Source organism: Clostridium sp. 001 (assembly GCF_019056555.1).
In the GTDB taxonomy this organism is placed as follows: Bacteria; Bacillota; Clostridia; order Clostridiales; family Clostridiaceae; genus Clostridium_B; species Clostridium_B ragsdalei.
In genome coordinates this window covers 4,493,509-4,508,143 of sequence record NZ_CP020473.1, presented here as the reverse complement: position 1 = coordinate 4,508,143, position 14,635 = coordinate 4,493,509, and the positions used below count along the sequence as shown (strand labels likewise).

The 14,635-nt window shown below is 30.2% G+C and carries 15 protein-coding genes; 5 read left to right on the top strand and 10 right to left on the bottom strand.

Features of this window, described 5'->3' with window-relative positions:
* Positions 1–27 precede the first annotated feature (27 nt).
* A complete protein-coding gene (locus B5S50_RS20940; protein WP_217302746.1) occupies positions 28–213 on the bottom strand; it encodes a hypothetical protein in 186 nt (61 codons plus the stop codon).
* A gap of 137 nt (positions 214–350) precedes the next feature.
* On the opposite strand from B5S50_RS20940, the gene B5S50_RS20935 reads away from it, so the two are divergent.
* Positions 351–1,544: an alpha/beta fold hydrolase gene (locus B5S50_RS20935; RefSeq protein ID WP_217302745.1), complete on the top strand. Its 1,194-nt coding sequence runs from the start codon at positions 351–353 to the stop codon at positions 1,542–1,544.
* Between the two features lie 103 nt (positions 1,545–1,647).
* Here B5S50_RS20935 and B5S50_RS20930 read toward each other — a convergent pair whose 3' ends face one another.
* From B5S50_RS20930 to B5S50_RS20920, 3 genes are all read right to left on the bottom strand, one after another.
* Positions 1,648–2,442, bottom strand: a complete 795-nt coding sequence (locus tag B5S50_RS20930; RefSeq protein ID WP_217302744.1) for a YgcG family protein — start codon at positions 2,440–2,442, stop codon at positions 1,648–1,650.
* A gap of 84 nt (positions 2,443–2,526) precedes the next feature.
* Positions 2,527–3,096 (bottom strand): LemA family protein, encoded by a 570-nt coding sequence (locus B5S50_RS20925; protein ID WP_065079936.1) that lies wholly within the window; start codon positions 3,094–3,096, stop codon positions 2,527–2,529.
* 211 nt (positions 3,097–3,307) lie between these two features.
* Positions 3,308–3,955 carry a GntR family transcriptional regulator gene (locus tag B5S50_RS20920; RefSeq protein WP_217302743.1) on the bottom strand — a complete coding sequence of 216 codons (648 nt, stop codon included), beginning with the start codon at positions 3,953–3,955 and terminating at the stop codon, positions 3,308–3,310.
* A 344-nt stretch (positions 3,956–4,299) separates the two neighbouring features.
* Here B5S50_RS20920 and B5S50_RS20915 point away from each other — a divergent pair, with 344 nt between their 5' ends.
* A complete protein-coding gene (locus B5S50_RS20915) occupies positions 4,300–5,565 on the top strand; it encodes a serine dehydratase subunit alpha family protein (RefSeq protein WP_065079938.1) in 1,266 nt (421 codons plus the stop codon).
* 356 nt (positions 5,566–5,921) lie between these two features.
* A complete protein-coding gene (locus B5S50_RS20910) occupies positions 5,922–7,250 on the top strand; it encodes a glycosyl hydrolase family 18 protein (protein WP_065079939.1) in 1,329 nt (442 codons plus the stop codon).
* Between the two features lie 352 nt (positions 7,251–7,602).
* Here the strand turns inward: B5S50_RS20910 and B5S50_RS20905 are convergent, their stop codons facing one another.
* From B5S50_RS20905 to B5S50_RS20880, 6 genes are all read right to left on the bottom strand, one after another.
* Positions 7,603–8,070 carry a VOC family protein gene (locus B5S50_RS20905; RefSeq protein ID WP_217302742.1) on the bottom strand — a complete coding sequence of 156 codons (468 nt, stop codon included), beginning with the start codon at positions 8,068–8,070 and terminating at the stop codon, positions 7,603–7,605.
* 48 nt (positions 8,071–8,118) lie between these two features.
* Positions 8,119–8,970, bottom strand: a complete 852-nt coding sequence (locus tag B5S50_RS20900; protein WP_065079941.1) for a helix-turn-helix domain-containing protein — start codon at positions 8,968–8,970, stop codon at positions 8,119–8,121.
* A 21-nt stretch (positions 8,971–8,991) separates the two neighbouring features.
* On the bottom strand, positions 8,992–9,549 hold the full coding sequence (locus tag B5S50_RS20895; RefSeq protein ID WP_065079942.1) for a prolyl-tRNA synthetase associated domain-containing protein: 558 nt from the start codon (positions 9,547–9,549) through the stop codon (positions 8,992–8,994).
* 77 nt (positions 9,550–9,626) lie between these two features.
* Positions 9,627–11,048 carry a cell wall metabolism sensor histidine kinase WalK gene (locus B5S50_RS20890; RefSeq protein WP_065079943.1) on the bottom strand — a complete coding sequence of 474 codons (1,422 nt, stop codon included), beginning with the start codon at positions 11,046–11,048 and terminating at the stop codon, positions 9,627–9,629.
* A complete protein-coding gene (locus B5S50_RS20885) occupies positions 11,049–11,702 on the bottom strand; it encodes a response regulator transcription factor (protein WP_217302741.1) in 654 nt (217 codons plus the stop codon). It abuts the gene before it with no gap.
* A 147-nt stretch (positions 11,703–11,849) separates the two neighbouring features.
* A complete protein-coding gene (locus B5S50_RS20880; protein ID WP_242872187.1) occupies positions 11,850–12,671 on the bottom strand; it encodes a hypothetical protein in 822 nt (273 codons plus the stop codon).
* A gap of 278 nt (positions 12,672–12,949) precedes the next feature.
* Between B5S50_RS20880 and B5S50_RS20875 the strand changes: the two genes are divergently transcribed.
* Both B5S50_RS20875 and B5S50_RS20870 read left to right on the top strand, forming a co-directional pair.
* The gene (locus B5S50_RS20875; RefSeq protein ID WP_065079946.1) at positions 12,950–13,645 is read left to right on the top strand and encodes a response regulator transcription factor; all 696 of its coding nucleotides are present in this window, start codon (positions 12,950–12,952) and stop codon (positions 13,643–13,645) included.
* Between the two features lie 3 nt (positions 13,646–13,648).
* Positions 13,649–14,581, top strand: a complete 933-nt coding sequence (locus B5S50_RS20870) for a sensor histidine kinase KdpD (protein WP_065079947.1) — start codon at positions 13,649–13,651, stop codon at positions 14,579–14,581.
* Positions 14,582–14,635 lie beyond the last annotated feature (54 nt).

The window sequence follows — 14,635 nt, the reverse complement described above, 5'->3', positions numbered from 1 at the left end:
ATGGTCCTTTATTTTAAAAACATTGCATTATTCACAAAGAAATTGCATACTTCCTTTTGGTGCCATTAGTCCACGTTCTAACAAATCAGCTAATGCCTTTGTTTTATTATAAACTTGCTCATGAGTCCATAAAAATATGCCAGGATCAAATAAAAAACAATATGTAGACAATATAATCTCAGCAGTTTCCTCTGGCTTATCGCACTGAAACAACTTTTCATCAACGCCTTGTTTAATAATAGTCGAAAAGATGATAACATAAATATATAAATTTGACCATTAGTCAAATCTATTATTAAGAAAATTTATTATGTAATTAGTTTAATTCATATTTTTGAGGAGTAACTTTTATGATACAGATAATTATTTTTTCAATACTTCTTATTTCAATTATGGGAACCTTTATAACAGAGCTTATTATTGGGATGTTGTGGATACTAAAGATAAGAAAAAAAGCTCCCTTGAATAACATAATCTTAAAATTAAAAAGAAATACCATAATTTTAGGAAGTTTATTTATATTGATACTTATATTAATAATATTTAGTTATTTTTCAGCTAACACTCCCAGAATTGTGGATAAGAACGGAAATCCCCTGCCAAAAAGCATTGCTGAATTAAGAAAAGTACAATTAAATGGTAGACAAGAGTGGATTATCATAAGGGGAGAAAACAAAAATAATCCAGTACTATTATTTTTAGCAGGAGGCCCTGGTGGGACTCAAATGGCTGCGGTACGCTATAATCTTCAAAAACTTGAGAAGAATTTTGTTGTTGTGAATTGGGACCAGCCTGGTTCTTGCAAATCCTATTATGCTGCAAATGTCAAAAATTTAAATGTAAATACCTATGTTCAAGATGGATATGCATTAACTAAATATCTATGTAAAACATTTAAAAAGGATAAAATCTATTTAGTTGGCGAGTCATGGGGAAGTGCCCTTGGTATCTTTTTGTCTGAAAAATACCCAGAAAAGTATTACAGTTTTGTTGGGACAGGACAAATGGTTGATTTCTCTAAAACAGAAGAATTAGATTACGAGAACGCCATTAAAATAGCTCATATTAAAAATAATACTAATAAGATTGCAAAACTAAGATCAAATGGTCATCCACCATATTATGGAACTGACGTTACCTGGAAAAGTGCAGAGTATTTAAATTACTTAAGCTCTTATATGCAAAAAGACCCGGGAATATATAATTCTCATTTTAATACATGGAGAGATATTTCTTCATCGGAATATAGCCTTATAGATAAGATCAACTTTTTGTGGGGTCTTACTAATACCTTCAATCATGTTTACCCTCAGCTTTATAGTATCGATTTAAGAAAAGATTATGCCAAAGTAAAAATACCAATCTATTTTTTTATAGGAATGCGCGACATTAATGCTCCAATTTCATTAGTTGAAGACTATTATAACGTCTTACGTGCACCCCATAAGGAAATTGTTTGGTTTGAACACTCTGGTCATAGTCCTTGGATTAATGAAAGTGATAAATTTGTCAATCAACTGAATAAAATTTTAATTGACAAATAACCAATGTGAAGATTATATAAAAATTAACTTATGCTTTTCAAAGTGTCTTAGTAAAAGGCCTTGAAATAGACATAAGTTAATAATCTAATTTTGATTTACAATTTTACCAGTTTCCTGAAGAACCACCTCCACTAGAACTGCCTCCTCCAAATCCGCCCTGGTTACTTCCACCAAAGCCTCCGCTGCCTCCCCTTGGACCTCCCCAAAAAGAATTCCAAAACAGCAAATAGAATAAAAATTTAGTTATCCTTGCTTTATTAAGTAAAATATCCAATAGGAAAGCACCTAGGATATAGTATATTATTACAGGATTTATAGAAACTGATTTTTGCTTCTGTGCAGTTTTCTTACTTCCTTGCAAACTAACATTATATTCTTTCGCTATATCTCTTGCAAAAACTGAATAAGCATTCTTTAAACCTTCACCATATCTTTTTTCTTTAAAGAGCGGAACCGCTTCACTATTCATAACTCTAGAAGAATATATATCTGTAATTACGCCTTCCAACTCTCTTCCTACTTCCACTCTCCACTTTTTATCATTTATTGACAATAATATTAAAAGCCCATTGTCCCTACCTTTTTGTCCAATTCCCCAGCTTCTAAAAAGCTCATTGGAATAAGATTCTATATCTTTTCCTTCAAGTGAACTAATTATAACTACTGCTGCTTGTGATCCAGTTTTATTTTCTAATTCACTTCCAAGTGATACAATATAGTTTTTAGAATCTTCATCAACAATTCCTACATAATCATTTATATACTTTAATTTAGTTGGTACAGGTATATTTGCAGCTCCTTTTACAAAATAAGGCAAAATCAAAATTGAAATTACTACAGAAAATATTATACCTAAAGATGATAAAATCACCTTTAACTTAGTATTTATTTTATTCATTTAAATTTTCCATCTTAGATTATCTAAAATAGCTTTCTTACAACCTAATTTTATGAATATATAACTTGTAGGTTGTAAACTAAACTATCTTGTAAAATCCACCTTTGGAACTTCCTGTGCTCCCTGACTAGCCTTATAATATGTTTTTTGAGAAAAACCAAATATACCTGAAATTATTGAATTTGGAAATCTTTTTATAGATGTATTATAGTTATTCACAGCGGTATTATAATCTTGTCTTGCTATTCCTATTCTATTTTCTGTACCCTCTAAAGCAACAGATAAATCTCTAAAATTTTGATTGGATTTTAAATCCGGATATCTTTCAACAATTACTAAAAGTCTTGAAAGTGCTGAGGAAAGTGCTGCATCTGCATTTGCTCTATCAGTAATTGTTTGAGCTCCAGCAAGCTTAGCTCTTGCATTTGCCACATCTGTAAATATTGTTTTTTCTTGAGCTGCATAACCTTTTACCGTTTGAACTAAGTTTGGTATTAAATCTGATCTTCTCTGCAGTTGAGTATCAATATTAGACTCTGATGCATTAACTTTTTGATCTAATCCTACAATAGAATTATAACTACCTATTAAAGGTAAAAATATAACTAATAATATTCCTATAACAATTAAAGATGTTTTTAATCCTTTACTCATTCGATACACCACCATTTTTTATAATAGTATATTTATTTTAAGGAATTTTTTTAATAAATATACTAGGCATTAAATTTCTATTTTGTAATATAAATTCATATTTAACGCTAAAATTTTAAAAATTAAATCTCAAAAAATAATAAAGCCAAGAATTTTTGAGATTTTAATCATAACCTTTCAAAAATTCCTGACCTTTTATCAATGTATACTATCATTTTTTATCCTTATTAGTTGGAATAGCAGCAATGTCTGAAATCATAAGATTCTCAATATCTGCTTTTAAAATATTTACAGCCATTTCAATTTCGTTTCTTTCCAAATAATCAATTAAAACCCTATGCAAACTCGTCCTGCTATAATGTTTTCTTTGTATAAAAAAAATAGTCTGTATATTCATAGCATCTTCCAAAAGCTTATATGCATACTGATTCCCATAAATAGAGAATAGTTTAAGGTGAAACTCGCAATTATAATTCCAGCGAACCATAAAATCATTGTCAGGACAATTAGCATGACTCATACAAATGTTTTTAAGCTTCTCGATAAAAGCTTCATCTATATACATATAATAATTTTCCAAAAAAGAACCCTCTAGAATAGAACGAAATTTTACAATTTCCAATAATTGCTGTTTACTTGGCTGAATAATTTTATATCCCTGCCTTGGAATACTTGACAGTATATGAGTTCCAATAAGCTGTGTAAGTGCTTCACGTATTGGTGCACGACTAACGCCGTATTTCTCCATCAAAAACTTTTCAGTTAGAATGGTATCTGGAGAATATACACCATTAATAATATCAGAAAACAAAGCATTATAAATTTGATTTTTTAATGTATTATCGTTTTTTTCACCCATAGAACTACCCCTTTTATTCCAATATTATTGTCAAATCATTATACATTCTAAAAAAAAAGAAGTCAATATAAAAGAACCTGATTTTTGAATAACATATAGATCATCGTTTGTAATCATATCACAAGATAATATATATTATTATCTTTTCCATTAAATTTTAAATTTTTCATAATATATTTGATGTAATCAAACATATTATATACATATAGTATATAATATTGATTATTGAAGCTTACCGTGATATGATTAGTAGAAATACTAAAATATCAATGAATCTTACTTATGTTAGGAATGTATTACATATTCTTATAATCATATTAGTTAGTAACAAAGGGGGCTTTTTAATGGATAAAATCCAATATGACAATTACGTTAAAATATTAAAAGAAGAGTTAATTCCAGCTATGGGATGCACAGAACCAATTGCCATTGCATTTACAGCTGCAAAAGCAAGAGAAGTTCTTGGACAAATGCCAGAGAAAATAGTTATTTGCTGCAGTGGCAATATTATTAAAAATGTAAAGGGAGTTATCGTACCTAATTCCGGTGGAGAAAAAGGTGTGGAAGCTGCAGCTATTTTAGGTGTCGTAGCTGGAAAAGCAAATTTGGAACTCCAAGTTATCAGTGAAGTGAAGCAAGAAGACATCGATAAAGCTAAGGCATTACGCAAAAAGGGGATCTGCAGCTGTAAACTAGAAGAAGGAGAAGAAAATCTTTTTATCCGTGCAGAATTAACGGCTGGACATAATATGTCAGCTGTAGAAGTCAGAACAAAACATAACCACATTGCCAAAATTGAAAAAAATGGTGAAGTAATATTTGAACAGCCTGACGTAGTAACTAAACAATCTGGAGATAAATCAAAGCTCAATATCAAAGACATACTTCAGTTTGCCAATGAAGTAAACTTGAATGATGTACGAGATATTATTAGCAGACAAATTAAATATAATTCTGCCATATCAAAAGAAGGCTTGACTCATAATTGGGGCGCTCAAGTTGGACGAACTCTTATAAAATTTGGTAGTAATGATATACGTACCAAGGCAAAAGCAGCTGCCGCAGCAGGTTCTGATGCAAGAATGAATGGATGTGCCCTTCCCGTAGTCATCAACTCAGGAAGTGGTAACCAGGGAATCACCTGTACCATGCCAGTTTTAGTTTATGCTAAAGAGATGGGAGCGGATGAAGATACACTTTATAGAGCTCTTGTTTTAACTAACCTTATATCACTACATCAAAAACGTTATATAGGAAATTTATCTGCTTACTGTGGAGCTGTATCAGCAGGGACAGCTGCAGCTTGTGGTATTGCTTATTTAAATGGTGGTGATTATGATACAATTGGAAAGACCATAATCAATTCTATCGGCACTGTTGGTGGTATTGTATGTGATGGAGCCAAAGCTTCCTGTGCAGCAAAAATTTCTAGTTCAGTCGATGCTGGTATAATGGGATATGAAATGGCAAAACATGGTTTAGTATTTCCATTTGGTGAAGGACTTGTAGAAAAGGATTATGAAAAAACAATTCAGAATATCGGTCGTGTGGGACATCAAGGTATGAAATCAACTGACGTAGAAATTCTTAATATTATGATAGGTAAATAACCTCTTTTTTATAATTTTTGAGAATGAATTACTATACTCAATTAAACCATAAATATTACCTATAACAACCATCGGATAAAAATATTATTTTTAACTCAACTTTCGCACATAAGAAATTAATTTTATCCGATGGTTATCTATTATAGTACCCGTCACTTTGTTAAAAACTCCTTCTACCCTCTGGCTTTCTAAAAATTTTTTAAAATATTGTAAGATTTTATGACTTTAGTCCCTATATCAATGTGACTATAGAAATCTATTAATATACAAAAAAAGGCTTTATAATTAGATCATCAAAGGAGAGAAATATTAGATTTGCCAACCTAATTCAATAATAAATTTAAGGAGGGGTACAGATGACAGTTAAAAAAAGCTTTTTGATATTCATTACAACAATTATTTTTCTAATTTCCAACATACAATTTGCTGCAGCAAAAAAAAATAATTCTCCACCACCAACTCCAACAGGATTAACTATTTCTAATATTAGTACAAGTTCTCTTACATTGAGTTGGTCTTCAGCATCTGGTGCATCGGGATACTATGTTTATATGGCTTCACCAAATGATGCTAACTATACCAAAATTGCTACTGTTACTAGTACAAATTTAATAAAGTCCGGACTAACTTCTAATACTAATTATTGGTTTTATGTCACAGCTTATAATCGCTACGGTACCTCAACAAGTTCAATCCATGTAACTGCTGCTACCCTACAGGCTTCTATAATACCAACCACATCTAAAAAGCAAATTTTAGGTTTTACAACCTATTATTATTCGGGAGATTCGTCCTCTTACAATTCAATGGCAGCTAATACTTCAACTATTGATGAAATAGCTACGCAAACCTATACTACAGACAGTCTTGGCAATATTTCAGGATTAGTTCCAACTAACCAAATTAGCTATGCAAACAGTAATGGAATTAAAACCTATGCAATGCTTCAAAATAATTTTGATGGCAATATTGCAAAATCAGTACTAGAAAATCAAACAAATAGACAAAAATTAGAAAATAATCTTTTAAACGCAATAAAGGTAAATGGCTACAAAGGCGTAAATGTAGATCTTGAAGGAGTTTTCTATTATGATAGAAACTACTACACAACTTTTGTACAAGAACTTTACAATTTGTTAACTCCACAAGGTTTTTCAGTAACCCTTTCAGTACCAGCTAAAACAAGTGATAGTACAACAAATTCTTGGAGCGGAGCATACGATTATGCTGCATTAGCAAAGTATTGTGATCAAATAGCTATAATGACCTATGATGAGCACTATCCTGGTGGGACGGCAGGTCCAATTGCATCTATATCTTGGGTTGAAAATGTAATTAAATATGCAGTTACGGTAATTCCAAGAGAAAAAATTATGTTAGGTGTTGCAGCTTATGGTTACGATTGGTCATCAAATGGTACAAAAGCTTATGGAATAAATGGTATGTACAATATTGCAGCTGCAAACAATGCGTCTATACTGTGGGATAATATATCAAAATCACCATATTTCAATTACACAGATACTTCTGGTATAGCTCACTCAAATTGGTTTGAAAATGGCCAAAGTTTAGGATATAAATTAGATTTAGTTAATTCCTATAATTTAAATGGTATTGCCATTTGGAGATTGGGGCTTGAAAATGCAGACTATTGGACAAGCATAAAAACAAAATTTAATAGATAAAATATCGGTATAATGACAAATTTAATTACCATAAATTATTTGCTCAACTTTTACAGATGACATTTGACAGAAGACAGAGGACAAAGAAGGTAAGTTTTCCTCCTTACGTCAGAAACCTAATTTATTTTTAAGCTTGTTTTGCTAACGCAAAACAAGCTTAAAATTTATATAAGTCAGCAATATTTCGCTTTAGCGAAATGAGACATTAAAAATTTAATTAAAGATTTTCCGTAGTGTAACGAAGAAAAATTCTCCTTCCACTGTCCTCTGTCAATTGTCCTCTGTCCTCTTAAAAATATTGTTTCGCATTATTTTTACATTAAGTAAAATCTTCATATGTGCGAAAATTAAATTATTTACATTCTTCTAATTGCCTTATATAATCAATAGGAAACTGAGTACGCTTAGCTGTTTCTTCAGGTGTCAAACCTTCATTTAAAAATCGCTTTATAACACTTACCATGCTTTCTCCAACCTCAATAATATGTTTATCGGGATCATAAAACCTGATGACTCTCTGCCCCCATGGATGTTCTTTAACATCATGAACATATTCTATTTTATCAAAATTCTTTAACCTATCTACAAATCCATTTAAGTCCTCTTCTTCAAAATAGAGTTCAAAATTATTTGACTTATTGGCAACTTCATTTTTATTTATATCAATAAGTTCTGCAAAACCTTTCTGTATTGCAAAGCTGTTTTCAAAAGTAACATTTTCTCCAAAATCCATGGTTACCTTCTGATTAAGCACTTTTTTATAAAAATTTTTTGAAATCTCAATATCACTAACGGCTATAAGTGGACATACAAATTTCATTTCAAACATCTCCTATATATATACTTTTCTAACATTATTCATTATATATCAATATTTAAAAAGTTCATTGTAAAAATCAGACGTGTTCTTGAAAAATTCTTTAGGAGAAACTCCACATATTCGCTTAAAATCATGAATAAAATGTGATTGATCAAAATAACCCAAGATTTGAGATGCATTTATGTAACTTTTATTCTCAGCTTTTTTTAACATATTTATTGAATAATTTACCCTAGAAATTCTTAAAAGCATTTTTGGATTTATCCCAATATACTCATTAAACAATCTATTTAAATGACGCTGGCTTACATATTCACTTGATGATAATTCTTTTACTGTTATCACTCCATTTGCAGCTTTAATTTTCTCTAAGCTAGATCTCATAACTGCATGCTGCTTATTATTTTTCTCTACTGCTTTCAAAAAAATCCTGTTCACCATTGAAATCATATCATCTGCATTATTTGCAATCTCGGCAGCATGATTTAATGAATCATACAAACACTTGTCAACTTCATCTACTTGTGTTTGAATATCACATAATTCTGATTGTTTTATACCAGTAATAGCATGCAGGCCACCAGGTACAAACTCAATAAAAAATCTTATTTTTTTAGAGTTCACATCATTTTTTACTATAACCGTCTTCGTTGTTGCTCCCCAAAGGCTTAATAAAAAATTATTATTTTCATAAGTATATATAATACAACCACTGCAGTCAGGTATTAAAGTTAAATCACCAATATTATCACTGCACCTTCCCATTTCTTTTGGATTGGGAAATAATATAGTATAATGTGCAATATATTTTCTAAGCAGAGGATGAGGCTCTATGTATATGTAATTAGGTGTCTCTTTTATTTTTAAATGTTTCTTTACTGAAATATCATTAAAGAACAAATCTACTCCTCCTATGTAAAACTATTTTCCTGTTAATTTCACATATGTTGGAAGATGTTCTGTATGTGGAAGAAACTTATCTATAATATATTTGGTCTTAATCTTAAGACTTGAAGTATTAATACAAGGATGACATCCCACATATTCCTCTTTTATTACATCCTCGTCTATCAAAAGTTTTACGTTATGATCTGCATCATTCATAAGTCCCATAACACTCACAGATCCTGGTGTAATATTAAGATATTTTTCCATATACTCCGCTGGTGCAAATGACAAACGAGAAGATTGAATCTGAGCAGACAATTCTTTTGTCTTGAACTTTTTATCGCCAGGCATCATAAGCAAATAAAAGTCAGTTTTCTGGCTGTTACACAAAAACAAATTTTTACAAATAGTAATCCTCAAAAGCCTTTCTACATTATGACAATCCTCAATGCTTGCCGTTACATCGTGATCTATACGACTATAAGGGATGTCAAGCTCCTCCAGCAAATCATAAACTGCCATCTCCTTAGATAATCTAGAATCTGCTGGTTTTGTAGTATAAATAGTTGAATCAATATGTATCTTTGTCACTAATTTAATTACCTCTCTTTCTTAAACATGGTATTATAAGTATCAAAAGCTCTTGTAAAAATAGAACATTTTGTCTCTTAAAAAATTACCTTTATTGCGGTACCCTCTCCAACCTTACTTTCTATATCAATCCTAGCATTATGAATTTTAGCGATTTCCACACACAAAGAGAGTCCAAGCCCTACACCATTACTAGCCCTTGCCCTGGATTTGTCCACCATAAAAAATGGTTCCATTACCTTTGATATGTCCTCTTCTGGAATACCAATTCCGCTGTCCTTAACTTCCAATATTATATTAGAAGCATCATATTTATATACCTTTAGGTATATTTTATCACCAATTTGAGATGCTTTAACGGCATTATCAACAAAATTAGTTATCATCACCGTCATTAACTCTTTATCCATTGATAAATTTAAATCTTCAGCTGAAATTTCTAAATGAATATTTTTCTTCTCCAATTTTGGCTGCATGGAATCTTTAATTTCAACTAGAAGCTTAAGAACATTTTCACTTTTCATTTTAAAATCTTTTTTTCTCAAAATAATTAAATCCATTAATTTGAAGGCTAATTTTTCTAATCTCTTGCCTTCGCTGTATATATAACTTAAGGAGTTTATAAAGGTTTCCTCATCATACTTAGTAGTTCTAAGAAAATCAGCATAACCTATTATAGAAGTTAATGGCGTTCTAAGCTCATGAGCAAGATTATCAATAAATCTCTGCTTATCCTCTGAAGCCATCTTTAGTTCATTTATTTTATCCTCCACAACATCTGCCATATCATTAAAGTTTTTTGATAATAATCCAATCTCATCATCCGATATTACCTTTATTCTTTCACTAAAGTTTCCAGCAGCTATTTTTTGAGTGGTTCTAATTAATTTATTTATAGGATTTACTATAAGCTTACTTAATGCTACAGTTACTATAATTAAAATTATACAAACAAATATATTTAATTTTAAAAGAAGATTCAACAAATATTTCTTATTGTCATAAATACTTGAAACATCCTTAACATAAGAAATTTTATAGTAATTATTGTCTAAATTTATTTTTTTCGTTATAAATAAATAGTTTTTTTCATCAATATCACGTATTATATACTTCACTTTATTAAGCTGAACATTAAGTTCCTCTCTTCTATCTGATATATTCATGCTTAAATTAGTAAAAATAACTTTATTTCTATTATCTATTACCTCAATATATATATCCTGTTTTCCAAAATTATTTAAATATGTACTAATCATTGAATCTATACTTTGTTTATCAAGCTCAGTCTTGTAAGAATTAGACTCTTTTTGAATTTTAAACAAAAATAAATTTGATTCTACAAAAGAGCAAAATCTTTGCTGTTCATTTATTCCAGAATTAATTTCTGTATTAAGATTCAGTTTAAAATTACTGTTAATTAAATATATTGACGAAGGAACAAAAAATATTTCAAATATAACCAAGGTACATAAAAATATCTTCTCCCAGAACTTCATTTAACCCTCCAGCCTATACCCTAATTTAAATACAGTTTTAATTTTATCTTTCCACTGAAGCTTTTTTCTCAATTTTTGTATATGGTTATCTATTGTTCTAGTTTCTCCAACATAGTCATATCCCCAAATTTTTTCTATTAACTTTTCTCTGGTTAATACAACATTTTTATTTTGTACTAAAAACACTAATAATTCAAATTCCTTTAAAGTAAGCTCTACAGCTTCACCTGCTTTCCTAGCTGTCATTTCTTCTAAATTTATCTCTACATCTTCAAAATTTATTACATTAGTATTTTTATTATAATGTCTAAGCACATTATCAATTCTAGCCAATAATTCAATACCTTCAAAAGGTTTGGTTATATAATCATCTGCTCCAGATCTAAGACCATATACCTTATCTGTAACAGAAGTTTTAGCAGTTAAAAATATAACTGGAATTTCTAGAGGCTTTATCTTTTCAAGTAGTGTAAATCCATCTATTTTAGGAAGCATAACATCTAAAAGTATTAAGTCAAAGCTGTCATTTTCAATTTTCTTTAAGGCTTCTTCCCCATTGAAAGCTGTTTTACACTCATAATTTGCCATATTTAAATTCAACTTTATTAAGTTCGATATTGGAAGCTCATCCTCAACAACTAATATTTTTATCATGATTTGCTTGTCCCCCTATTCATATCTGTAATTTCACTTTTTTAAGCTTTTTATTTCTTAGTTTTATACTAATCCACCATTTAACTTAAGTGGAAATAATCAAATTAAATATATAGTCTCTGATTATTTCCACTTTAAACTTATTTACTAATTAATTTTAATTTGTCTAATTTGGTTATTAAGGTCCTTTTTCATAGAAGGCAAAAGCTTAATACTCTGTAGTTGATAATATACTACAGAATAATCTTTAAGATTTATTTCAAATTCAGCATCTCTTCCGTCATCTAGCTCACATCTTACTAATAGCCTGCCAAAGTTAATATTTTTATCAACTTTTATAGTATTACCTTTAATTTTCTTTCCTATTTTTTTGCAGAAGCTTAAAGTCGCATCTTTAATTCTATTATCAACAATTGCAGGCTTAAAATCCTTGTCCGAGTCATTTTCAGCTCTTACACCTACTATTTCACCTGTTTTCTCATCTATAGAAACAGAATAGTTACACATCTTATTTTCATCATAATTTTTAGGAGTGAAAAGAATATATATCATTCTCTGATCTTTTGCTTTAGCCATATTTTCTGCCTCTACTTTTGCATCTTCTGGATGTTCTTTTGAATATTTTTCCCTTATTTCTTCAAATTTTTTTTCACCCTCTGAACTTTCTTTTTCGTCTTTCTTATTTAATTGTTGTGTTTCCTTCGCAATATCAGCTGATCTGTCTACTTTAATTTGTGAAAAATAGTTTGAATCTTTTCCCATGTAATTTTTCATTGCTTCTGTAGCTATTTTAATTGCTTCTTCATCATTCATAGTTCCCTGCTTTAAAGCATTACTATTACTCCTATTTTCTGCTGCTGCAACTACATTTTTAGTAGTATCCATTTTTTCACTTGCATAGGTAATTCCTGAAGCACCTCCTACTACTAATAATGTTAAAGCCCAAACTAATATTTTTTTTCTATTCATAATAAATACCTCCAAAATTGTATTTAGCTGTTTAGCATGCCAAAACATCTTTACTACAATATAAAGTATATATTAGAGATATGTAAAAACCATCCTTCACTTGTCACCAAGTTGTAAAATCTATGAACAATTTACCATATAATAATATCTATTATATATACATTATAATATAATATTTAAATGTCTACAAAATCAGTTTAAAAAATTGATGTTAAATTTATAAAATCGTATAATTATTAAAAAAGAATGACAAAACAAAATTTAAGGAGAATACAACTATGAATAACAAAATTCTAATTATAGATGACGATAAAGAACTTTGCTCACTACTTCAAAAAAGCGTTAGCACAGAAAACATAGAAGCAGACTGCTGCCATTTTGGAACTGCTGGTTTGTCTGCCCTTAAAAATAGTGAATACCAACTAGTTGTTCTTGATGTTATGATGCCTGGAATAGACGGCTTTGAAACACTAGAAAGAATTCGTAAAAAAAGCAGTGTTCCTATTCTTATGTTGACTTCCAAAAATGACAACAGCTGCAAGGTGAGAGGACTGAGAGCTGGAGCTGACGACTACCTTACAAAGCCTTTTAATATAGACGAATTTATTGCTCGTGTTATTTCGCTAATTCGCCGCTATACTCGTTTCAATCCTTCTGATGTACAAGCTTCTCAACTTGTTTATAAAGGACTAACAATAGATTTAGACAGCAGGACGGTTACTGTTCACAATGGCACAGTAGAACTACCACCAAAAGAATTTGATATTCTTTTATACTGTGCAAAAAATCAAGGAAAAATTTTAACAAAAAAACAGATTTATGAAGAAGTTTGGGGTGAACCCTATGCATACGATGACAGCAATATTATGTCCCTTATAAGTAGGATACGTAAAAAAATCGAGAAAAATCCAAGCAAACCTACCTTCATTCAGACAGTAAAGGGAATTGGATATCGATTTAATAAGGAGGTATAGCAAATGGATTCATCTACTTTGTTAATGCTTGCTGCTGTTATTACAATTGCCTCACTTATACTAGCTTTTAGTTTCTTAATCAGGTTACTTCAAGCAAAAAGTAAATTAAAAAACATTTTAGAGATCTTAAACGATATTCAAGCAGGTAATGGAAACCATAAAATTTTAGCAAGTCCCAATGATATAACTGCTGTTATTTGTTACAAAATCAATGACATTGTTTATAATTATGAAGAACAGCTTGCTTCTCTTCGGAAGGCTACTGAAACTAATAAACAGCTTATGACAAGCCTTTCCCATGATGTACGTACGCCTTTGACTACTTTAATTGGCTATTTAGATGCAACACATAAAGGAATCGTCCAGGGAAAAGAACGAGAAACTTATATAGAAACAGCCAGGCACAAGGCACATGATTTAAAAGATTACATTGATGTTCTTTTCGATTGGTTCAAATTAAATTCTAATGAAGAAACTTTTTCTATTCAGCCTTTTGAAATTTCAGAGTTGACAAGGGATATATTAAAAGACTGGATACCTATTTTCGAGGAAAAAACATTGGATTATGATATAGATATTCCTGAACGCCCCATAATAGTAAAAGTGGATTCAGAAGGATATACTCGTGTTATCAATAATCTGATACAAAATGTTCTGACACACAGCAATGCAAGTCATATTAAAGTTTCCGTTTCAAACAGATCTAATCAAGTTGAAATATGTATTACTGATAATGGAAAAGGAATATCTAAAGAAGATATTAAACATATTTTTGAACGACTGTATAAATGCGATAAAGGTCGATCTGAAAAAGGAAGTGGCTTAGGTCTTTCCATTGTACAACAAATTGTGAAAAACATGAGTGGTACAATTTCCGCATGTAGTGAACCATATAAGTATACATCATTTACTATAAAGTTTCCTTTAAAGAAATAATTAAATCTCTACTTTAACTATACTTTTTATCTTTTTTTAAAAGCAAGGTTAATA